17 protein-coding genes are annotated in these 20,219 nt (G+C 74.8%); 11 read left to right on the plus strand and 6 right to left on the minus strand.

Features of this window, described 5'->3' with window-relative positions:
• Window positions 1–195: 195 nt before the first annotated feature.
• Window positions 196–579: an oxidoreductase gene (locus AC3WUG_RS06345; protein WP_492326894.1), complete on the minus strand. Its 384-nt coding sequence runs from the start codon at window positions 577–579 to the stop codon at window positions 196–198.
• A gap of 235 nt (window positions 580–814) precedes the next feature.
• On the opposite strand from AC3WUG_RS06345, the gene lpdA reads away from it, so the two are divergent.
• The 3 genes from lpdA to AC3WUG_RS06360 all read left to right on the plus strand — a co-directional run bounded on the left by lpdA (window position 815) and on the right by AC3WUG_RS06360 (window position 6,393).
• A complete protein-coding gene (gene lpdA, locus AC3WUG_RS06350) occupies window positions 815–2,200 on the plus strand; it encodes a dihydrolipoyl dehydrogenase (RefSeq protein WP_492326895.1) in 1,386 nt (461 codons plus the stop codon).
• Window positions 2,201–2,232: 32 nt separating this feature from the next.
• Window positions 2,233–4,065 carry a 2-oxoglutarate dehydrogenase, E2 component, dihydrolipoamide succinyltransferase gene (sucB, locus tag AC3WUG_RS06355; protein ID WP_492326896.1) on the plus strand — a complete coding sequence of 611 codons (1,833 nt, stop codon included), beginning with the start codon at window positions 2,233–2,235 and terminating at the stop codon, window positions 4,063–4,065.
• A 177-nt stretch (window positions 4,066–4,242) separates the two neighbouring features.
• Window positions 4,243–6,393 (plus strand): glucoamylase family protein, encoded by a 2,151-nt coding sequence (locus AC3WUG_RS06360; protein WP_492326897.1) that lies wholly within the window; start codon window positions 4,243–4,245, stop codon window positions 6,391–6,393.
• A 156-nt stretch (window positions 6,394–6,549) separates the two neighbouring features.
• Here the strand turns inward: AC3WUG_RS06360 and AC3WUG_RS06365 are convergent, their stop codons facing one another.
• On the minus strand, window positions 6,550–7,581 hold the full coding sequence (locus tag AC3WUG_RS06365; protein WP_492326898.1) for a LacI family DNA-binding transcriptional regulator: 1,032 nt from the start codon (window positions 7,579–7,581) through the stop codon (window positions 6,550–6,552).
• Window positions 7,582–7,655: 74 nt separating this feature from the next.
• Between AC3WUG_RS06365 and AC3WUG_RS06370 the strand changes: the two genes are divergently transcribed.
• Window positions 7,656–8,543, plus strand: a complete 888-nt coding sequence (locus AC3WUG_RS06370) for a TIGR01777 family oxidoreductase (protein WP_492326899.1) — start codon at window positions 7,656–7,658, stop codon at window positions 8,541–8,543.
• 16 nt (window positions 8,544–8,559) lie between these two features.
• Here the strand turns inward: AC3WUG_RS06370 and AC3WUG_RS06375 are convergent, their stop codons facing one another.
• Both AC3WUG_RS06375 and AC3WUG_RS06380 read right to left on the minus strand, forming a co-directional pair.
• Window positions 8,560–9,594, minus strand: a complete 1,035-nt coding sequence (locus AC3WUG_RS06375) for a Gfo/Idh/MocA family oxidoreductase (protein ID WP_492326900.1) — start codon at window positions 9,592–9,594, stop codon at window positions 8,560–8,562.
• Between the two features lie 10 nt (window positions 9,595–9,604).
• Complete coding sequence (locus tag AC3WUG_RS06380) at window positions 9,605–11,956, minus strand: MMPL family transporter (protein WP_492326901.1); 2,352 nt, start codon at window positions 11,954–11,956, stop codon at window positions 9,605–9,607.
• A gap of 77 nt (window positions 11,957–12,033) precedes the next feature.
• On the opposite strand from AC3WUG_RS06380, the gene AC3WUG_RS06385 reads away from it, so the two are divergent.
• On the plus strand, window positions 12,034–12,501 hold the full coding sequence (locus AC3WUG_RS06385; protein WP_431837626.1) for a MarR family winged helix-turn-helix transcriptional regulator: 468 nt from the start codon (window positions 12,034–12,036) through the stop codon (window positions 12,499–12,501).
• A gap of 47 nt (window positions 12,502–12,548) precedes the next feature.
• Here the strand turns inward: AC3WUG_RS06385 and AC3WUG_RS06390 are convergent, their stop codons facing one another.
• Entirely contained in the window at window positions 12,549–13,067 is a 519-nt protein-coding gene (locus tag AC3WUG_RS06390; RefSeq protein ID WP_492326902.1) for a flavodoxin domain-containing protein, read from the minus strand.
• A gap of 173 nt (window positions 13,068–13,240) precedes the next feature.
• Between AC3WUG_RS06390 and AC3WUG_RS06395 the strand changes: the two genes are divergently transcribed.
• A complete protein-coding gene (locus AC3WUG_RS06395) occupies window positions 13,241–13,966 on the plus strand; it encodes a DUF4191 domain-containing protein (RefSeq protein WP_492326903.1) in 726 nt (241 codons plus the stop codon).
• Between the two features lie 196 nt (window positions 13,967–14,162).
• Here the strand turns inward: AC3WUG_RS06395 and AC3WUG_RS06400 are convergent, their stop codons facing one another.
• Entirely contained in the window at window positions 14,163–14,657 is a 495-nt protein-coding gene (locus tag AC3WUG_RS06400) for an RDD family protein (protein WP_492326904.1), read from the minus strand.
• A gap of 172 nt (window positions 14,658–14,829) precedes the next feature.
• Here AC3WUG_RS06400 and glnA point away from each other — a divergent pair, with 172 nt between their 5' ends.
• The 5 genes from glnA (at window position 14,830) to AC3WUG_RS06425 (ending at window position 20,197) form a co-directional block, all read left to right on the plus strand.
• On the plus strand, window positions 14,830–16,254 hold the full coding sequence (glnA, locus tag AC3WUG_RS06405; RefSeq protein WP_239196887.1) for a type I glutamate--ammonia ligase: 1,425 nt from the start codon (window positions 14,830–14,832) through the stop codon (window positions 16,252–16,254).
• Between the two features lie 385 nt (window positions 16,255–16,639).
• Complete coding sequence (locus AC3WUG_RS06410; RefSeq protein ID WP_492326905.1) at window positions 16,640–17,530, plus strand: carbon-nitrogen hydrolase family protein; 891 nt, start codon at window positions 16,640–16,642, stop codon at window positions 17,528–17,530.
• Window positions 17,527–18,318 (plus strand): ABC transporter ATP-binding protein, encoded by a 792-nt coding sequence (locus AC3WUG_RS06415; RefSeq protein WP_492326906.1) that lies wholly within the window; start codon window positions 17,527–17,529, stop codon window positions 18,316–18,318. Before AC3WUG_RS06410 ends, AC3WUG_RS06415 begins: the two co-directional genes overlap by 4 nt.
• Window positions 18,318–19,157 carry an ABC transporter permease gene (locus AC3WUG_RS06420; RefSeq protein ID WP_492326907.1) on the plus strand — a complete coding sequence of 280 codons (840 nt, stop codon included), beginning with the start codon at window positions 18,318–18,320 and terminating at the stop codon, window positions 19,155–19,157. Before AC3WUG_RS06415 ends, AC3WUG_RS06420 begins: the two co-directional genes overlap by 1 nt.
• On the plus strand, window positions 19,154–20,197 hold the full coding sequence (locus tag AC3WUG_RS06425; RefSeq protein WP_492326908.1) for an ABC transporter substrate-binding protein: 1,044 nt from the start codon (window positions 19,154–19,156) through the stop codon (window positions 20,195–20,197). Before AC3WUG_RS06420 ends, AC3WUG_RS06425 begins: the two co-directional genes overlap by 4 nt.
• The last annotated feature ends 22 nt before the right edge of the window (window positions 20,198–20,219 follow it).

Consider the following 20,219-nt stretch of genomic DNA (forward strand, 5'->3'; position numbering starts at 1 on the left):
GGCGAGGGGCGAGGCCCGCCCGCCGACGTCGGCGGGCGGGCCTCGCCCCTCGCCGAGATAGGACCCCCGCGCCGAGGTAGGACGCTGGACGGTCCTATATCGGCGGAGCGGTCCTATCTCGGCGGAGCGCACCTCGGCTGGACGCTCCTGCCTCGGCGGGACGGTCCTCCGTCGGCGGGACGGTCCGCAGGCGGGTCAGCGCGTGTCGGCCGCGCGGCGGGCGGCGCGCTCCCGGGCCGCCCGCTCCCGCTCGATCCGCTGCCGCGAGTTCCAGTCCCGCATCCGCTGCGGGTAGCCGGTGCGCTGCACGTCGTAGAACGGCACCCCGAGCTCCTTCGCGATGTCCCACCCCGCGCGGCCGTCCGGCACGCGGCGGCGCGTCCACTCGCCGTCGGTCGCGATGAGCATGAGCGTCGTCTGGGTGACGTTCGTCTGGGGCTCGAGGTACGCCTCGACGCCCACGCGGGTGCGCACGAACTCACGGAGGTGCCCCACGGTCTCCTCGCGGGCGGCGCGTCCGGTCGGCGGCGCGTCCGGCGCGGCGGGGGCCGGACGGCGGCGGCGGGAGAACAGACCCATGCCGGGAGCGTAACGGCGCATGCTGGACCCCGGCTGGGAATCACCCGGGTGCCGCGCAGGCGCGCGCCGTGCCGCCGACCGCCCGCGGGCGGCCGCGGAACGGCGAGACATGGGATGACTGTTCCCAGAATCACACGCGGCCCCCGGTCATCTGGGTCGTCCGGCCTACGCGGGGATGACAAGATGGCTCGGGAACAACCGCGTTCCCCTATGTCTGCGCCGGAGGAGTCTTCACGTGTCCGACACGACCGGATCCGCTTTCGACATCGTCGTCCTGGGCGGAGGGAGTGGCGGCTACGCGGCTGCGCTCCGCGGTGCCCAGCTCGGCCTCAGCGTCGCCCTGATCGAGGGCGACAAGGTCGGCGGCACCTGCCTGCACAACGGCTGCATCCCCACCAAGGCCCTGCTGCACGCGGCGGAGCTCGCCGACAACGCCCGCGACGGCGCGCACTTCGGCGTGCAGACGCAGCTCACGGGCATCGACATGAACGGCGTGAACGCCTACAAGGACTCGGTCATCGGCCGGCTCTACAAGGGCCTGCAGGGCCTGATCAAGTCCCGCCAGATCACGGTCTTCGAGGGCTACGGCACGCTCGTCGCGCAGGACACGGTCGAGGTCAACGGCGAGCGGGTCACCGGCCGGAACGTCATCCTCGGCACCGGCTCGTACGCCCGGTCGCTGCCCGGCCTGGAGATCGCCGGCCGCGTCATCACCTCGGACCAGGCGCTCAAGCTCGACTACGTGCCGAAGTCCGCGATCATCCTCGGCGGCGGCGTCATCGGCTCCGAGTTCGCGAGCGTGTGGAAGTCGTTCGGCGTGGACGTCACGATCATCGAGGCGCTCCCCCACCTGGTCCCGAACGAGGACGAGGCGCTGTCCAAGGCGTTCGAGCGCCAGTTCCGCAAGCGCGGCATCAACTTCAACCTGGGCGTCCGGTTCTCCGGCGTGACCCAGGACGACAGCGGCGTGCACGTCTCGCTGGAGGACGGCAAGACGTTCGACGCCGACCTCCTGCTGGTCGCCGTCGGCCGCGGTCCGCGCACCGCCGACCTGGGCTACGAGCAGCAGGGCATCACGCTCGACCGCGGCTTCGTCATCACGAACGAGCGCCTGCACACCGGCGTCGGCAACATCTACGCGGTCGGCGACATCGTCCCGGGCCTGCAGCTCGCGCACCGCGGCTTCGCCCAGGGCATCTTCGTGGCCGAGGAGATCGCGGGCCTCAACCCGCAGCCGATCGTCGAGTCGGGCATCCCGCGCGTCACCTACTCCGACCCGGAGGTCGCGTCCGTCGGCCTGACCGAGGCGAAGGCCAAGGAGGTGCACGGGGCCGACGCGATCGAGACCCTGGAGTACAACCTCGGCGGCAACGGCAAGAGCCAGATCCTCGCGACGCAGGGCTTCATCAAGCTCGTGCGCCAGAAGGACGGCCCCGTGATCGGTGTGCACATGATCGGCGCGCGCGTCGGCGAGCTCATCGGCGAGGGCCAGCTCATCGTGAACTGGGAGGCGTACCCCGAGGACGTCGCGGCGCTCGTGCACGCCCACCCGACGCAGAACGAGGCTCTCGGCGAGGCGCACCTGGCGCTCGCCGGCAAGCCGCTGCACGCCCACAACTGACCACACGAACTTCGAAGGAGACACGAGCGGTCATGTCCGACAACGTGCAGCTTCCCGCTCTCGGCGAGTCCGTCACCGAGGGCACCGTCACCCGCTGGCTCAAGAACGTGGGCGACCGCGTCGAGGTCGACGAGCCCCTGCTCGAGATCTCGACCGACAAGGTCGACACCGAGGTCCCCTCGCCGTTCGCGGGCGTGCTCGAGCAGATCCTGGTGGCCGAGGACGAGACCGCCGAGGTCGGCGCCGTCCTGGCCGTGATCGGCGACGGCTCGGGTCAGGGTGGCGACGCCGCCCCGGCCGAGTCCGCCCCCGCGCAGCAGGAGGCCCCCGCGCAGCAGGAGGCCCCGGCGCAGCAGACCGGCGCCACCACGCAGAGCGAGGGCTACGGCGACCCGGCCCCCGAGGCCGAGTCCGCCTCCCCCGCGACCGAGCAGCCCGCCCCCGCGCCGGCCGCCGAGGCCCAGGGCTCCGGCGACGGCCAGCAGGTCACCCTGCCGGCGCTCGGCGAGTCCGTCACCGAGGGCACCGTCACCCGCTGGCTGAAGCAGGTCGGCGACTCGGTCGAGGTCGACGAGCCCCTTCTCGAGATCTCGACCGACAAGGTCGACACCGAGGTCCCGTCGCCGTTCGCCGGCACGCTGCAGCAGATCCTGGTCGGCGAGGACGAGACCGCCGAGGTCGGCGCCCCGCTCGCCGTGATCGGTTCCGGCTCGGCGCCCGCGGCGTCGGGTCGGTCGCAGGACGGCGCGGCCCAGGCCGCCGCCCCCGCCGCGACCGAGGCCGCCCCGCAGGCCGCCGCTCCGGAGCAGGCCCCCGCGCCGACCCCGGCCCCGGTGCCCGCCCCGGCGCAGTCGGCCCCGACCGCGCCGGCCGCTCCCGCTGCCCCGGCCCAGCAGCAGGCCGCTCCGGCCCAGGCGCAGGGCTCCTACCTCACGCCGCTGGTCCGCAAGCTGGCCGCCGAGAAGGGCGTCGACACGTCGACCCTGACCGGCACCGGCGTCGGCGGCCGCATCCGCAAGGAGGACGTCCTCGAGGCCGCCGCGAAGGCGGAGGAGGCCGCCAGGGCCGCCGCCGCCCAGCAGCCCCCCGCCGCCGCCCCGTCCGCGCCGTCGGCCCCGGCCTCCGCGCGGTCGACCGAGCCGTCCCCGCTGCGCGGCACGACCGAGAAGGCCAGCCGCCTGCGCCAGGTCATCGCCGAGCGCATGGTCGACGCCCTGCACAGCCAGGCGCAGCTGACCTCCGTGGTCGAGGTCGACGTCACCCGCGTCGCCCGCCTCCGCGCCCAGGCGAAGGACTCCTTCAAGGCCCGCGAGGGCGTCAACCTCACGTTCCTGCCGTTCTTCGTGCAGGCCGCGGTCGAGGCGCTCAAGGTGCACCCGAAGATCAACGGCGTGCTCGAGGGCAAGGAGATCACCTACCACGGCACGGAGAACATCGGCATCGCGGTCGACACCGAGCGCGGCCTCGTCGTCCCGGTCATCCGCGACGCCGGCGACCTCAACCTGGCCGGCATCGGCCGGAAGATCGCCGACCTGGCCGGCCGCACCCGCGCCAACAAGGTCACCCCGGACGAGCTGTCCGGCGCGACCTTCACGGTGACCAACACGGGCTCGGGCGGCGCGCTGTTCGACACCCCGATCGTCCCGGGCGGCACCTCCGCCATCCTGGGCACCGGCGCGATCGTCAAGCGCCCGGTCGTGATCAAGGACGCCGACGGCGCCGAGGTCATCGCGATCCGGTCCATGTGCTACCTGGCCCTGTCGTACGACCACCGCCTGGTGGACGGCGCGGACGCCTCGCGGTACCTCATGACCGTGAAGCAGCGGATCGAGGAGGGCGCGTTCGAGGCCGAGGTCGGGCTCTGAGCACCGCCTGACGCAGCACCCGACGCCCCGGCGACCCGCGCGGTCGCCGGGGCGTCGTGCGTCCGGGCCCGGGGCGCGCTGCCGTTGACCGGTCCGCGGAGGCCGACTACCGTGCTGGCGCTCTTTCGACAACGGGTGTCGAAATTTCGGCGCCCCGGACCACGAGGACGTGACCCGATGCGAGCAGCACCCCGCGCCACCGGACGGCGCCGGCCCGACTCCCCCGAGCCCCCGCCCGGGCGCCGACCCCGCCGACGGCGGGCCCTCGCCGCCGGGCTCGCCGCCCTGCTGGCGGGCTCGGCGGCCGCGCTGGCCCCCGCGGCCGCCGCGGCCACCCCCGCACCGACCGGCGGCGACGAGGCCCAGGGCGGCGGGCACGGGGGCGGCCAGGGCCACGGCCGGGACAACCGGCAGCTCCGGACCTGGCTGGCCGACACCTACCGCTCCCTCGACGCGATGACCCACCCGGGGACGGGCCTGGTCGCCGACAACATGCCCGGTGCCCTGGAGCCCGGCACGGCCAGCGCCTACACCTCGCCGACCAACATCGGCGGCTACCTGTGGTCGACCGTCGTCGCCCGGGACCTCGGGCTGCTCAGCCACCGCGACGCCCGCGACCGGCTGGCGACCACGCTGGGCACCCTCGAGCGCCTGGACCGGCACGACGAGTCCGGCATGTTCTACAACTGGTACGACCCCGCCACCGGCGACCGCGTGGACACCTGGCCGGACAGCGGCGACCCGGTCGAGCACTTCCTGTCGTGGGTCGACAACGGCTGGCTCGCCGCCGCGCTGCGCGTGGTCGCGTCCGCCGAGCCGCGGCTCGCGGACGAGGCCACCGCGCTCTACGACTCGATGCACTTCGGCGTGTACTACAACCCGGAGGGACGCGCGGACCTCGGGGTCGGGCTCATCCGGGGCGGGTTCTGGGACTCCGAGCCCTCGGGCTGCTCGGTGCCCGGGAACTACACCGGCGGCGAGACCGTCTACTACACCTGCCACCACTACGACACGACCGTCTCCGAGACCCGGATCGCGCTGTACCTGGGCATCGCCGACGGCGAGATCCCGCCCGAGGCGTACTGGGGCACCTACCGCACGTTCCCGTCGACCTGCGACTGGTCCTGGCAGGAGCAGCGCCCCAGCGGCGTGACCCGCACCTACGACGGCGTCCCCGTCTACGAGGGCGTGTACCACTACGACGAGCTGGCGCTCGTGCCGGGGTGGGGCGGCTCCATGTTCGAGGCGCTGATGCCCGACATGCTGGTGCCCGAGTCCGAGTGGGCGCCGCGGTCCTGGGGCGTCAACCACCCGCTGGTCGTCGAGGCGCAGAAGCGGCACGGGCTGAACGAGGCCGGCTACGGCTACTGGGGCTTCTCCCCCGCCAGCGACCCGCACGGCGGCTACGCGGAGTACGGCGTCGACGTGCTGGGCATGCGGTCGGACGGCTACCTGTCGGACGGCACGACCGACGTCGACCTCGGCTTCGCGGGCTGCCGCGAGGCGACCAACCCCGAGCCGGAGTTCGGCGACGGCGTCGTCACCCCGCACGCCGCCTTCCTCGGCCTGGAGTACGACCCGCGCGGCGTGATCGACAACCTGAGGAACATCGCCGCCGACTTCGACGCCTACGGGCCGGGCGGGTTCTACGACGCCGTCGCGGTGCGGTCCGGGACCGTCGCGGAGCGCTACCTGTCGCTCGACCAGTCGATGATCGTCGCCGCGATCGGCAACTACCTGCGAGACGGCCTGCTGCGCGACTACGTCGTCGGGCCCGACATGGAGCAGAACCTGAAGCCGGTGCTCGCGGCCGAGGTGTTCTCGTCCGCCGCCGAGCCGGTGCCGCCCCTGCTCACGGAGCCGGCGCCGGGGTCGACGGTCGACGTCGTGACCCGGCTGGTGGGCACCGGCGAGCCCGGCGCCCACCTCACGGTCACCGGCCCGGACGGCAGCACCTGGTGCACCGCCGACGTCGACGCGGACGGGGCGTGGGCGTGCGACGTCGCGACGCCTCCGGGTGCCGGCACGCACGCGCTCGGGCTGTCGACGACGAACGACGCCGGCATCACCGTGCCCGGTGCGGCGGTGACCCTGACCGTCCCGGCCGGCGCGGGTGCCGGGCCGGGCGACGCCGGCGTGGTCGAGCCCGGGGCCGGGGACCCGGCGGGCACCGGCGCGGCCCCGGCCGGCGACGAGCCCACGGCCGGCGGGGCCGCGGAGCCCGCGCTCGCGGTGACCGGCGCGCACGCGGCGCTGGGCGTCCTGGCGACGCTCGGCGCCCTGGCGGGCGGCGCGGGCCTGCTCCTCCGGCGGCGCCTGACCGCCTGACCCGCACGGGCGCGGGGACGCTCGCGCCCCCGCCACGCCGCGCACGCGCGTCCACCGACGCCGAGTCTCCGAACCTGGACTCCCGCGACCCCGCGGGACGCAGTCCGAGTTCGGAGACTCGGCGCCGGCGCGCGGGGTGCGGGGCGCGCGGGGCGCTCAGCCCCGCCCCGGCGCGGCCGTCGACGCCCGCACGACCAGCCGCGTCGCCAGCTCCAGGTGCGCGTGGCCGCGCCCGCCGCCCTCCCGGGCCCGGTGCGCGAGCGCGACGGCGGCGTCGCCCATCTCGTCGAGCGGCTGCCGCACGGTCGTGAGCGCCGGGTCCAGCCAGGCGGCGACCGGCTGGTCGTCGAACCCGACCACCGACAGGTCCTCCGGCACCCGGACGCCGTGCTCCCGGGCTGCGCGCAGCACGCCGATCGCGGTGTCGTCGGACGCGGCGAACACGGCGGTCGGCGGTTCCTCCGCGCGGAGCAGCACCTCGGCGGCCCGGAACCCCGCGTCCACGCCGTACGCCCCGCCCCGGACCAGCTCCTCCTCGACCACCAGGCCGCCCTGGATCAGCGCGGTCCGGTACCCCGCGAGCCGGGCGACGGCGTTGTCCTGGTCCTGCGGTCCGGTGATCGTCGCGATCCGCCGGTGGCCGAGCCCGACCAGGTGCGCCGTCGCGTCCAGGCCGCCGCGGAAGTTGGTCGCGGCGACGGCGAGCAGCTCCGCGTCCGGCCGGGTGCGCGGGTCGACGACCACGAGCGGCACGCCCGCCCGCGCGAGGTCGGCGCGCGCCGCCTCGTCGGGGACGCCGACGACGCTCACCAGCCCGTCGGTCCCGCGCCGCAGGGCGTGCCGGACCCACGCGCCGCCCGACCCGGAGCCCGGGTCCGAGTCGACCGTCACCACCAGGTCCGCGCCCAGCCGCGCCGCGGCCCGGGCCGCCCCGCGCACCACGGCCTCCGCCCACGGGCTGTCCAGGTCGACCACCCGGAGGTCGACGAACCCCGTCCGGCGGCTGCCCGACGGCCGGACCGCGTAGCCGTGCCGGGCCAGCACGGCGGCGACGCGCTCCCGGGTGGCGCCGGCGACGTCGGGGCGCGAGTTCAGCACCTTCGACACGGTGGGGACGGAGACCCCCGCCTCGGCGGCGACGACGGCGAGGGGCGGTGGCGCCCCGGCGCCCGGGTGCTCGGCGTCCATGGCGCCCCAGCGTAGGGCGCCACGCGCGGCGCTCCGGCGCGCCGGGCCGGGGCGGCGCACGTAGGGTCGGCCGCATGATCGTGGTGGTGGCGGGGTCGAGCGGGCTCATCGGGACGGCGCTGGTCGAGCGCCTGCGCGCGGAGGGCCACGAGGTGCGCCGGCTCGTCCGCCGCGCCCCGCGGACCCCCGACGAGCGCTCCTGGGACCCGCGGGCCGGCGTGCTCGACCCCGCAGCCCTCGCCGGGGCGGACGCCGTCGTGAACCTGGCGGGCGCGGGCGTCGGCGACAAGCGGCTCACCCCGGACCGCAAGCGGGTCGTGCTCGAGTCCCGCACGAGCACCACGGGGCTGCTCGCCCGGACCGTCGCCGGGATGGCGGAGCCGCCGCGCGTGCTGCTGCAGGGATCCGCGACCGGCGCCTACGGCTACCGCGGCGACACCCGGGTGACCGAGGAGGAGCCCTACGGCACGTCCTACCTGGCCGAGGTCGTCCGCGCGTGGGAGGCCGCCGCGGCGCCCGCCGTCGCCGACCCGCGTATCCGGGTCGCGTTCCTGCGCACCGGCATCGTGCTGGCGCCGTCGGGCGGGGCGCTCGGGCGGCTGCTGCCGCTGATCCGGCTCGGGCTGGGCGGGCCGCTCGGGTCGGGCCGGCAGTACTGGTCGTGGATCAGCCTCGAGGACGAGGTGCGGGCGATCCTGCACCTGCTCGAGGTGCCGGTCAGCGGGCCGGTGAACCTCACGGCCGAGCCGGCGACGGAGCTCGCGATCGTCCGGGCGCTGGCCCACCGCGCGCACCGGCCCGCGGTGCTGCCGGTGCCGGGCGTCGCGCTGCGGGTCGCCCTGGGGCAGTTCTCGGAGGAGATCCTCGGCAGCCTGCGCGTCGTCCCGGCGGCGCTCACGGCCTCCGGCTTCGAGCACGTGCACCCGACCCCGGACGCCGCGGCGGCGTACGTCCTCCCCTGACCCCGCGGCCCGCGCGCTACGCGTCCAGCGGGACCGCGCGGTGCTCCCGCGCCGAGACGCGCGCCGCGTCCAGGACGCGCGCCGTCACGACCGCGTCGGCCGGGTCGACCGGGACCGGCCCCGTGCCCCGCACCCACGCCTCGACCGCGCGGTAGAAGTCCGGGTGACCTCCCGCCGCGCGCCGCACCGGCACCCGCTCGTCCCCGTGCACCAGCCAGCCCTCGTGCGCGTCGTCGCCCTCGTCGAGCACGGAGAACGGCGTCGCCTCGCCCTCGAAGCTCGTCACCAGGTACGCACCGCGGTCGCCGAGCACCCGGGTGCGCGGGCCGGGCGCGCCGACCAGCCCGCCGGCCTGCAGGTGGCTGATGACCGCGGACCCGTCCGGCCGCGGGGCGTGCGTGAGCGCGAGGAACACGTCGTCCTCGGCGGGGGTGGTGAGGCTGCGGAGCTCGGCGTGCACCCGCGCGACCGGCCCGAACAGCTGGACCGCGGAGTCGACCAGGTGCGCCCCGAGGTCGAGCAGCAGGCCGCCCGCGCGGGTGTCGTTCTCCTTCCACCGGTCCTGGGGTACCGGGCGCCAGCGCTCCCAGCGGCGCTCGAACCGGTGCACCGTGCCGAGCTCCCCGGCCTCGAGCAGGCGGCGCAGCGTCAGCTGCTCGGGGTCCCACCGCCGGTTCTGGAACACCGTCAGCCGCCCGCCGGCCTCCGCGCCGAGCCGGGCCAGGGCGGCGGCCTCGTCGGCGGTGGTCGCCAGCGGCTTGTCGACGACGACCCACGCCCCCGCGGCGAGCGCCTGCGAGACGTGCTCGACGTGGTCACCGGTCGGGCTGGCGACCACGACCACGTCCAGCTCGGCCGCGTGCGCGAGCAGCGACGGCACGTCGGGGTCGACGGCGACGCCGGGCCAGTCCCGGCCGGCCGCGGTCGCGCGCGCGGGGTTCCGGGTCACGACCCGGGCCACCTCGGCCCCGACCTCGCGGAGCAGCCGGGCGTGGATGCCCCGCCCCGCCGAGCCGTAGCCGACCAGTCCCACCCGCAGCGCGTCCGTCATGGCCGCCACCCTAGGCCCGGTGCGCGCCCTCCTCCTCGCGGGCGAGCCGGCTCGGCCACCACGTGCGCCGGCCGACGTCGTGCACCAGGGCCGGGACGAGCAGGCTGCGGACCACGAGCGTGTCGAGCAGCACGCCGAACGCCACGATGAACGCCAGCTGCGCGAGGAACAGCAGCGGGATCACGCCCAGTGCCGCGAACGTCACCGCGAGCACCACGCCCGCCGACGTGATCACCCCGCCGGTGACCGCGAGCCCACGGAGCACGCCCTCCCGGGTGCCGAGGCGGGCGCTCTCCTCCCGGACCCGGGTCATGAGGAAGATCGAGTAGTCGACCCCGAGCGCCACCAGGAAGGTGAACGCGTAGAGCGGGACGGCCGGGTCGGCGCCCGGGAAGTCGAGCACGTGCTCGAACACGAGCGCCGCGACGCCCAGGGCCGCCGCGAACGACAGCACGTTGGCGAGCATCAGCAGCACGGCGGCGACGACCGAGCGCAGCAGCACCATGAGGATGAGCAGGATCACGACCAGCACCACCGGCACGATCACCCGCAGGTCCCGGGTGCCGGCGTCCTGCGCGTCCAGCGTCTCGGCGGCGGCCCCGCCCACCAGGGCGTCGGGCGCGACCTCGTGCACGGCGTCCCGCAGCCGCTCGACCGTCGCGACGCCCTCCGTGGTGTCGGCGGCGGCCTCGGTGGCGACGTCGACCCGCACGTCCCCGTCGACGACGACCGGCTCCGCGGCCTCGTCCGCACCGGGGGCGCCCGTCCCCGTCGGCGCGCCCGTCGTCGCCCCGGTGTACGGGGTCGCCGACACCACGCCGTCGACGGCCAGCGCCGCCTCGACCACGGCGTCGGACTCGTCCTGGGCGACGATCACGGTGGCGGGCTGCACGGTGCCGGCCGGGAAGTGGTCCGCGAGCACCTGCTCCCCCGCGACCGCGTCGACGTCGGTGAGGAACACGTCGGCCTGGCTCGTGCCCGAAGCCTTGAAGGTGGGGAGGAAGGCCGCGCAGCCGAGCAGGATCACGGTGGTCAGCACCCACACCAGGCGGTCGCGGCGGCCGACGCCGCGGGCCAGCCGGCCCCACAGGCCCTGGGCGGGCGCGGGGTGGCCGGCGGGCGCGTGCGCGCCGTGGTGGTCGTGCCCCGGGACGACGGGCGCCCCCGCCCCGACGGTGGCCGGCTCGTCGTGCGCGGGGCCCACGGCGTGCGCGCCCGGCTCGGCGACCCGCGGCACCCGCGGCCAGAACAGCGCCCGGGACCGGCGCCCGGCGATCAGCAGCAGCAGCGGGAGCAGGGTGAACGCCGCCAGGTAGGCGGCCGCGATGCCGAGGGCCCCGACCGGCCCGAGCGACCGGTTCGACGCGAGGTCGGACAGCAGCAGGCAGAGCAGGCCGGCGACGACCGTGCCCGCGCTGGCGGTGATCGGCTCCAGGCTCCGACGCAGCGCGCGGCGCATCGCGGCGGTCGGCGCCTCGACGGAGCGCAGCTCCTCCCGGTACCGGGCGACGATCAGCAGCGCGTAGTCGACGGACGCGCCGACGACCAGGATCGACAGGATGCCCTGGGCCTGGCCGTTCAGCGTCAGCACCCCGGCGTCGGCCAGGTGGTAGACGGCGAGCGCGGCGGCGCACAGCGCGAACACCGCGGTGAGGATCACCGCGAGGGGCAGGAACGGCGACCGGTACACCAGGACGAGGATCACCAGGACCGCGCCCAGCGCGACGAGCAGCAGCACGCCGTCGATCCCGCCGAACGCGTTCGTGAGGTCCGCGACGAACCCGCCCGGCCCGGTGACCCAGGCGCGCAGCCCGGACTCCCCGGACGAGTCGGCGGTCGCGCCCAGCTCGTCGGCGAGCGTGTCGCGGACCGCCTGGACCGTCGCGCCGACCACGCTCTCGTCGTCGGCCAGCGAGGCGTCCGCCTGCGCGGCGTCGAGGGACAGCGGGACCAGCAGCGCCTCGCCGTCCTCCGAGGGCACGACGACCGGGTCGGCCGTGAGCACGTCACCGAGCGTGGCCGGGTCGCCCGCGGCCGGGTCGGCGCCGGGCATCGGCACGTCCGGCAGCGCTGCGACGACGGGCTGCACCGCCTCGATCGCGGCCGGGTCCAGCGCGCCGCCGCCCTCGGCCTCGAACACCACCAGCACCGGCAGCGCCTCGGACTCCGTGAACGCCGCCGACGCCTCCGCGGCGCGCGTCGACTCCGCCGACGACGGCAGGAACGCCGCCGCGTCGTTCGTCTGCACCTGCGAGAGCTGCCCCTGGGCCATGCCCCCGAGCGAGCCCACCGCCAGCCACCCCACGGCGACCGCCAGCACGGCCAGTCCCCGCCCGATCCCCCGCGCCCCGTTCCTCAGCATGCTGAGCACTATGCGGGATGCTCCGCGTTCCGGCAACATGAGGCCGGGGCAACTGCCCAGCAGGAGGAGAGGGACGAGTGGAGCGCGACGCCGGAGGGCCGCAGGAGCACCCGCGGTGGCAGGCGATGGCCGCGCCGGAGCCGAGCGGCTGGCCGGTGGGCCGGCTGCTGTCCGCCGCCGCGCGCCGGGTCGAGCGGGACTGGAACGCGCACCTGGCGTCCTGGGACCTCAACCACGCGAGCCAGCCGGTGCTGGTCATCCTCCTGCGCGGGCCGCGCACCCAGGCGGAGCTCGCGGCGCTGTGCGACGTCACCGAGCAGACGATGAGCCGCGTGCTCGCCCGGCTCGAGCGGTCGGGCTACGTCACCCGGACGGCGCACGCCACCGACCGGCGCAAGCACCAGATCTCCGCGACCGACGCCGGGCGCGCGGCGGTGCTCGCGGCGTCGGACCCGGTCGCGGCCGAGGCGATGGTCACCGAGGGGCTGACGCCCGAGCAGGTGGAGCAGCTGCGCGGGCTGCTGCTGCTGGTCGCGCGCCGCTGACGGGGCGTCGTCGCGCGGCGGCGACCGGGCCGGCGTGCGGCGGCGGGTCAGCCCCGCGCCACCCGGCCCCCGCGCTCCATCCGCCGCAGCTCGCCCGCGACCCGCGCCGCCCAGGCGTCCACCTCGTCGAAGTCGCGGAAGTCGCCCGCCTCGGCCTCGATCATCGCGACCAGCGCGCGCTCCGCGAGCCCGAGCTCGTCGCGCTGCAGCCGGCCGCCGAACGCCGCGACGTCCCGCGCCGCCACCCGCCGGGCCACGACCCGCACGTCGTCGGGCTCGGCGGCGGGCAGCGGCGGCTCCCCCACCCGTCCGGACCAGAACAGCCACGTCGGCCGGGCGGCGAGCTGCGCGCCCTGCCGGTCGACGAGCTCCCGGAGCGCCGCCGCGAGCCGCCCCACGTAGACCGCCGAGCCGAGCACGACGGCGTCGTACCCGTCGACCGCCTCGACCTCGTCCGGGTCGGCCTCCACCACGTCGTGGCCCGCCGCCCGGAGCACCTCCGCCACCTCGACGCCGATCTCGCGCGTGCTGCCGTGCCGCGACGCCACCGTCACCAGGACCCGCATGGTCGCCTCCCCCGCGTCCCGGGGCCGGCACCGGCGCCGCGCCCGTCGTCCCAGCGTCACCCGCGCGCGGCGGCGGCCGCCAGGGACCTCGGTCCCGGCGTGCCGCACGGGCTCGCGGAGGGCGCCGCAGCCGGGCGACGGCGACGCCCCGCGCGCCGGTAGACTCCCGGGTCATGGCCCGTGAGAAGAACCCGACCGCCGGCGCGGCCGCGAAGCCCGCGAAGGTGAAGAAGACCCGGTGGTACCACCAGGTCTGGCAGGCGTACCAGATGACCCGCCAGCAGGACCCGGCGGTGACCTGGCTGATCCTCGGGGTGTTCTTCGGCATCGTCGCCGTGGGCCTGATCCTGGGCCTGCTGTTCTTCACGTGGTGGTACACGCTGCTGCTGAGCATCCCGTTCGCGCTGCTCGGCGCCATGTTCACGCTGACCCGCCGCGCCGAGCGCGCCGCGTACGCCCGCATCGAGGGCCAGCCCGGCGCCGCGCTGTCCGCGCTCGGCACCATCCGCCGCGGCTGGACGTTCGCGCAGGAGCCGGTCGCCGTCGCGCCGCGCACCCAGGACCTCGTCTACCGCGGCGTCGGCCGCCCGGGCATCGTCCTGATCGGCGAGGGGCCGGCCAACCGCATCGGCAAGCTGCTCGAGTCCGAGCGCAAGCGCACCGCCCGCGTCCTCCAGGGCGTGCCGATCACGCTGATCGAGGTCGGCCGCGACGAGGGCCAGGTCCCGCTGCCGCAGCTCGCCCGCAAGGTGCAGCGCCTCAAGCCGCAGCTGACGAAGGCCGAGGTCGGCGAGGTCGTCAAGCGCCTGCAGGCGCTCGGCGCGGTCAAGATGCCGGTGCCGAAGGGCGTCGACCCGATGCGCGTCCGCCCGGACCGCAAGGGCATGCGCGGCCGCTGAGCCGCCGCCCCTCCCGCACACGCAGACGCGCCCGCACCCCTGGAGGGGGCGCGGGCGCGTCCTGCTTCCCGCGGCGAGCCCTCCGCCGAGTGGGCAGTCGATGTCGCTACCGAGCGCGCGGAGGGGACATCTACTGCCCGCTCGGCGAGGGGTGCGGGCCCGGGAGGGGGTTGCGCGGCTGAGCTCCGTCAGATGGTCAGCGGCGGACGATCGCCGTGCCCGCGGAGCGGTCGTGCAGCCCGCGGCCGTCGGCGTCCCACACCACGGCGGGGATCACCAGGCAGAGCAGCACCGTGCGGACGAGCGCCAGCAGCAGGTTCGGCGGCGCGTCCGGGCCGGGGTCGGCCGGCGGCGCGTCCGGGCGGCCCACCAGAGCCGGCGGCCGGACCCGGCGCACCCGGATCCCCAGCAGCCGGTGCCCGAGCGTGCCGCCGACGGTGCCGACCAGCAGCACGTTCTCGACGGCGAACACGGCCAGCGTCCCGAGCTGCTGCGCGTCGGCGGGCAGGAACACGTTCGCGATCGCGAGGCAGGCGAACCAGTCGATCAGCAGCGCGATCAGCCGCCGGCCCAGCGGCGCGAGCGACCCGCTCCCCGTGGCGGGCAGGCCCAGCCGGCTGCCGCTCGGCGCGCCGCCGTCCCCCACGGGCGGCCCCTCGAGCCACGAACCGACGTCCTCGCGATCGACCATGCGTCAACGGTAACCGCCCGTCGCGCGCGCCCCGACCTCCTCACGTCACCTGCCCGCAACACGGATCCGGGGTCACGTAACACAGGCGAAACAATCGGTACACCGGAGGGAAATCGGGCGCCCCTAGCCTCGTCGGAGCCCGGTGAGGGCACGTCAACCCGAGGAGCAGCGGATGTTCAGCACGCCAGAGGAAGTCCTGGCCTTCATCAAGAACGAGGACGTCAAGTTCGTCGACGTCCGGTTCTGCGACCTGCCCGGCGTGATGCAGCACTTCAACGTGCCGGCCGCGTCCGTGGACGAGAACTTCTTCGTCGAGGGCCAGATGTTCGACGGGTCGTCGATCCGCGGCTTCCAGGCGATCAACGAGTCCGACATGAAGCTCCTCCCGGACGTGACGACGGCCTTCGTCGACCCGTTCCGCACGGAGAAGACGCTCGTGCTGAACTTCCACATCGTCGACCCGTACACCGACGAGCCCTACAGCCGCGACCCGCGCCAGGTCGCCGCCAAGGCCGAGGCGTACCTGCGCTCGACCGGCATCGCGGACACGGCGTTCTTCGCCCCCGAGGCCGAGTTCTACATCTTCGACGACGTCCGCTTCGAGACGAAGCAGAACGCGTCGTTCTACTCGATCGACTCCATCGAGGCCGCCTGGAACACGGGCCGCGTCGAGGAGGGTGGCAACCTCGGCCACAAGACCCCCTACAAGGGTGGCTACTTCCCCGTCCCGCCGGTCGACCACTTCGCCGACCTGCGCGACAAGATCTCGCTCCAGCTGGACGCGCTCGGCCTCGAGGTCGAGCGGGCGCACCACGAGGTCGGCACCGCCGGCCAGGCGGAGATCAACTACCGCTTCGACACGCTCGCCAAGTCGGCCGACAAGGTGCAGCTGTTCAAGTACGTCGTGAAGAACGTCGCGCACGCCGACGGCCGCACCGCGACGTTCATGCCGAAGCCGCTGTTCGGCGACAACGGCTCGGGCATGCACGTGCACCAGTCGCTGTGGAAGGACGGCAAGCCGCTGTTCTTCGACGAGAAGGGCTACGGCGGCCTGTCCGACATCGCCCGCTGGTACATCGGCGGCCTGCTCAAGCACGCGCCGTCGCTGCTGGCGTTCACCAACCCGACGGTGAACTCCTACCACCGCCTGGTCCCGGGCTTCGAGGCCCCGGTCAACCTGGTCTACTCGGCCCGCAACCGCTCCGCGTGCATCCGCATCCCGGTCACCGGCTCGAACCCGAAGGCCAAGCGCATCGAGTTCCGCGTGCCGGACCCGTCGTCGAACCCGTACCTGTGCTTCGCGGCCATGCTCATGGCCGGCCTCGACGGCATCCAGAACCGGATCGAGCCGCCGGAGCCGGTCGACAAGGACCTGTACGAGCTGCCCCCGGAGGAGCACGCGCTCATCCAGCAGGTCCCGGGCTCGCTCGGCGAGGTGCTCGACAACCTCGAGGCCGACCACGACTGGCTGACCGCCGGCAACGTGTTCACCCCGGACCTGATCCAGACCTGGATCGACTACAAGCGGTCCGCGGAGATCGACCCGATCCGGCTGCGCCCGCACCCGCACGAGTTCGAGCTCTACTACGACGTCTGATCGGCTGCTCCCGGTCAGTGCGCATGCGAGGGGCGTCTCCCGTCAGGGAGGCGCCCCTCGTGGCGTCCCCGGCCGCGGCTGACACCCCGGCCGGCCCCGGCCGGCCCCCCGCCGGCCCCCCGTCGACCCGACGGCCCGCGCGCGCCGGCACGCGCTCGCGCCCCCGCGCCGTCTCGCATCGCGGGATCCGCCCCGGACGCGCACTGGCGGATCCCCGCCTCCCCCGCCGCCCCCGCCCTGGTGCGACGCGGGCGCGCGGCGGCGGCCAGGTGGCGTAACTGCCTGGTTACCTCCCGGGACCGCGCCCGTTACCGACCGCTCCCTAACTTTCTCGGCATCCCCGGCGCCGGCACCAGGCCGGCGGGGCGGACGAGGAGGTGGACGGGTGCAGCGGATCACGGTCGCGGCGGTGGCGATGCGCGCGGTGCACGACAAGGCGGCGAACCTCGCCTCGATGCTGGCGACCGTCGCGTCGTGCGCGGAGCAGGGCGCGGACCTGGTGGTGTTCCCGGAGCAGTGCCTGCAGGGCTACCTGCCGAGCCTGACCGACTACGACCTGGCGCACGTGGCGTACCAGGTCGAGCACGCGGAGCCGGTCGCCACGGGCCCGAGCGTGCGGGCGCTGGCCGACGCGGCCGCCCGGCACGGCGTGCACGTGGTGTTCGGCATGACCGAGCGCGACGAGCTCCGCGCCGAGGTCCTCTACAACACGGCGGTGCTGCTCGGGCCCGACGGGGTCGTCGGCTCCTACCGCAAGGTGCACCAGCCCGGCGACGAGAAGCACCTCTACCACCCGGGCGACGGCTTCACCGTGCTCGAGACGCCGCTCGGGCGGATCGGGATGCTCATCTGCTACGACCTGTGCTTCCCGGAGTCGACCCGCAGCCTGGCCCTGTCCGGCGCGGACCTGCTGGTGCTCCCGACCGCGTGGGGCGTGGCCGACCCGGCCGCCCCGGTGGCCGACGACCGCATGGTCGGCGCGTTCGACTTGTTCTCCCGGGTGCGGGCCCTGGAGAACCAGACCTGGTTCGTCGGGGCGAACCTCGTCGGCACGCTCGGCGACTTCACCTACCCGGGCGGCAGCCGCGTCGTCGGGCCGGACGGCGTCGTCCGCGCCGACGCGGGTGCGACCGAGGGCGTCGCGTTCGCGACGGTCGACCGCGCCGAGACCGTGCACGCCCGCACGGTCGGCTACCTCGGCTACTCGTTCCTCAAGGACCACCGCGAGCTGGCGCCGGCCGAGGTCCGGCGCCCGGAAGGAGGGCAGGCGGCATGACGCACGCGATCGAGGCCCGCGGCATCGGCAAGCACTACGACGTCCCCGGCGGCGAGATCGAGGTCCTGCGGGGCATCGACTTCCACGCCGACCCCGGGGAGCTCGTGTCCTTCGTCGGGCCGTCGGGCTGCGGCAAGAGCACGCTGTTCAACATCATGACCGGGCTGCTGCAGCCCACCTACGGCGAGGTGTGGGTGAAGGGCCGGCAGACCACCGGCACCGCGACCCCGGAGATCGGGTACGTCCTGCAGAAGGACCTGCTGCTGCCGTGGCGGACCATCCTGCAGAACGTCGTGCTCGGCCTCGAGGTCCGCCGGGTCCCGAGGCGGGAGGCCCGCGAGCGCGCGGCCGAGCTGTTCGAGGTCTACAACCTCACGGGCTACGAGGACCGGCTGCCGTCGCAGATCTCCGGCGGCATGCGCCAGCGCGCCGCGCTCATGCGGACGATGGTCATGGACCCCGAGGTCGTCCTGATGGACGAGGCGTACAAGGCGCTCGACTACCCGCTGAAGATCGAGCTCGAGAGCGAGCTGCTCGCGACCGTGCGCCGGTCGGGCAAGGCGGTCGTGTTCGTCACGCACGACATCGAGGAGGCGGTGACGCTCTCCGACCGGGTGTACGTGCTCAAGGCGCACCCCGGCCAGGTCGTCGAGGAGATCCGCGTCGACCTGGGCACCGACAGCCTGCGCATCGAGGAGCGCCGCCTGGCGCCCCGGTTCAACGAGTACTACGAGCGGATCTGGCGCTCGATCGGCACCCGCCCGGTCGACGCGGGGAGGGCGGCCTGATGGCGACCGCGATCGAGACCACGGCCCCCGTGCGGGCCACCCCCGCGGCTCCGGCCCGGTCGCGCCGGCGGCTCGGGTCCCGGCGCACCCTGCTCGTCGTCCTGCAGGTGGCGACGGTCGTCGTCCTGCTGGGCGCGTGGGAGCTGGGCGCGCGGGCCGGCACGGTGAACACGTTCCTGTTCTCCAGCCCGTCGCAGGTGCTGGCGGCGCTGTCCCGGCGGGCCGCCTCCGGCGACCTGGTGGTGGACGTCCGCACCACGGTCACGGAGGTCGCCCTCGGGTTCCTCGTCGGCGCGGTGGGCGGCTCGGTCCTCGGCCTGGCGCTCTGGTACTCGCGGTTCGTCGCGGACTACACGGCGCCGTTCATCGCCGCGATCGGCGCGATCCCGGTCCTGGCGATCGCCCCGATGACCATCATCTGGTTCGGCACCGGGCTGATGTCCAAGATCATGATCGTCGGCTTCTCCTGCGTGGTCGTCTCCCTGACGTCCTCGTACCGGGGGGCGCAGCGCGCCGACCCGGACCAGATCGACCTCATGCGGTCGTTCGGCGCCTCGACCGGGCAGATCTTCACCAAGGTCGTCGCCCCCGGGGCCCTGCCGTGGATCGTCTCCGGCCTCAAGCTCAACGTCGGCTTCGCCGTCGTCGGCGCCATCGTCGGGGAGTACATCTCCTCGAACGCCGGGGTGGGTCACATGATCCTGCTCGGCTCGTCCAACTTCACCGTGAGCCTCGTGCTCGCCGGCCTGGTCGTCGTCATGGCGATCGTGCTCGTCCTCACCTTCGGAATGAACCTGCTGGAGCGCGCTCTGCTCTCCTGGGAAAGGACCACCAAGTGACGACCTCCCGCCGCCCCCTCGGGGCCCTCGCGCTCGCCGCCGCCGCGTCGCTCGCCCTGTCGGCGTGCGCCGGCGCCTCGCAGGCCGCGCCCGCCGCCACCTCGAGCGAGGGCCTGACGACCGTCCGCATCAACCAGGCCTTCCAGTCCCTGCTGTACCTGCCGCTGTACGTGGCCGAGGACCAGGGGTTCTTCGAGGAGGAGGGCATCGACGTCGAGATCAGCACCGGCGGCGGCGGGACGCAGTCCTGGTCCGCGGTGCTCGGCGGCTCCGCCGAGTTCTCCATCCAGGACCCGGTGTTCGTGCCCAAGACCCACGAGTCGGGCGGCGAGGGCGTCGTCGTCGCCGGCATCCAGGACGCGCCCACGGTGTTCATCATCGGCGCGGACGACGCGGACGTGCAGAGCGACCTGTCGGTCCTCGAGGGCAAGAAGGTCGTGGTCAGCCCCGAGCCCGACACGACGTGGGCGTTCATGACGCACCTGATCGAGGAGAACGACCTGCAGGACGTCGAGCTGGTCAACGTCGCGATCGGCAACGAGCTCGCGGCCGTCTCCAGCGGGCAGGCGGACTACGCCCTGGCGGTCGAGCCGCAGATCACCCAGGGCGAGGTCGAGAACGGGCTGCACGTCGTGTACTCGTTCTCCGCCGACCCGAGCTGGTACCCGTTCGCGTTCTCCAGCCTCACCGGCCTGCCGTCCTGGATCGAGGCCAACCCCGAGGCCGCGCAGGGCGTGGTGACCGCGTTCCAGAAGGCGTCCGACGCGATCTACGCCGACCCGGAGGCCGCGATCGCCACCGCCCAGGCGTACTTCCCGGACGTCGACCCGGAGATCGTCGCCACGGCCGTCGAGCGCGAGATCGACGCCCTCGGCTACCCGAAGGACGTGCTGGTGAGCCAGGACGCGTGGGACCGGAACCTCGAGATCGCGGCGATGACCGGGAACGTCGCGGAGTACCCGAGCGAGGCGACGTCCTACGAGAACAACGTGGACACGGAGCTGGCCGAGCAGGCCAGGGCCGAGGCCGACGGCGAGTGACGCGCACGCCGCGCCGGTCCGC

The sequence above is a fragment of the Cellulomonas sp. EB106-03-03-XG116 genome (assembly GCF_058792015.1).

What these genes read in the sequence shown, in the direction of transcription:
- sucB (WP_492326896.1), top strand. Translation starts at nt 2,233, where the DNA reads ATGTCCGACAACGTGCAGCTTCCCGCTCTCGGCGAGTCCGTCACCGAG.
- AC3WUG_RS06390 (WP_492326902.1), bottom strand. Translation starts at nt 13,067, where the DNA reads ATGCGGGTCCTGGTGACGGTGGCGTCGCGGCACGGCAGCACGCGCGAG.
- glnA (WP_239196887.1), top strand. Translation starts at nt 14,830, where the DNA reads ATGTTCAGCACGCCAGAGGAAGTCCTGGCCTTCATCAAGAACGAGGAC.
- AC3WUG_RS06375 (WP_492326900.1), bottom strand. Translation starts at nt 9,594, where the DNA reads ATGACGGACGCGCTGCGGGTGGGACTGGTCGGCTACGGCTCGGCGGGG.
- AC3WUG_RS06415 (WP_492326906.1), top strand. Translation starts at nt 17,527, where the DNA reads ATGACGCACGCGATCGAGGCCCGCGGCATCGGCAAGCACTACGACGTC.
- AC3WUG_RS06370 (WP_492326899.1), top strand. Translation starts at nt 7,656, where the DNA reads ATGATCGTGGTGGTGGCGGGGTCGAGCGGGCTCATCGGGACGGCGCTG.
- AC3WUG_RS06365 (WP_492326898.1), bottom strand. Translation starts at nt 7,581, where the DNA reads ATGGACGCCGAGCACCCGGGCGCCGGGGCGCCACCGCCCCTCGCCGTC.
- AC3WUG_RS06395 (WP_492326903.1), top strand. Translation starts at nt 13,241, where the DNA reads ATGGCCCGTGAGAAGAACCCGACCGCCGGCGCGGCCGCGAAGCCCGCG.
- AC3WUG_RS06400 (WP_492326904.1), bottom strand. Translation starts at nt 14,657, where the DNA reads ATGGTCGATCGCGAGGACGTCGGTTCGTGGCTCGAGGGGCCGCCCGTG.
- AC3WUG_RS06420 (WP_492326907.1), top strand. Translation starts at nt 18,318, where the DNA reads ATGGCGACCGCGATCGAGACCACGGCCCCCGTGCGGGCCACCCCCGCG.
- AC3WUG_RS06360 (WP_492326897.1), top strand. Translation starts at nt 4,243, where the DNA reads ATGCGAGCAGCACCCCGCGCCACCGGACGGCGCCGGCCCGACTCCCCC.
- AC3WUG_RS06345 (WP_492326894.1), bottom strand. Translation starts at nt 579, where the DNA reads ATGGGTCTGTTCTCCCGCCGCCGCCGTCCGGCCCCCGCCGCGCCGGAC.
- AC3WUG_RS06380 (WP_492326901.1), bottom strand. Translation starts at nt 11,956, where the DNA reads ATGCTGAGGAACGGGGCGCGGGGGATCGGGCGGGGACTGGCCGTGCTG.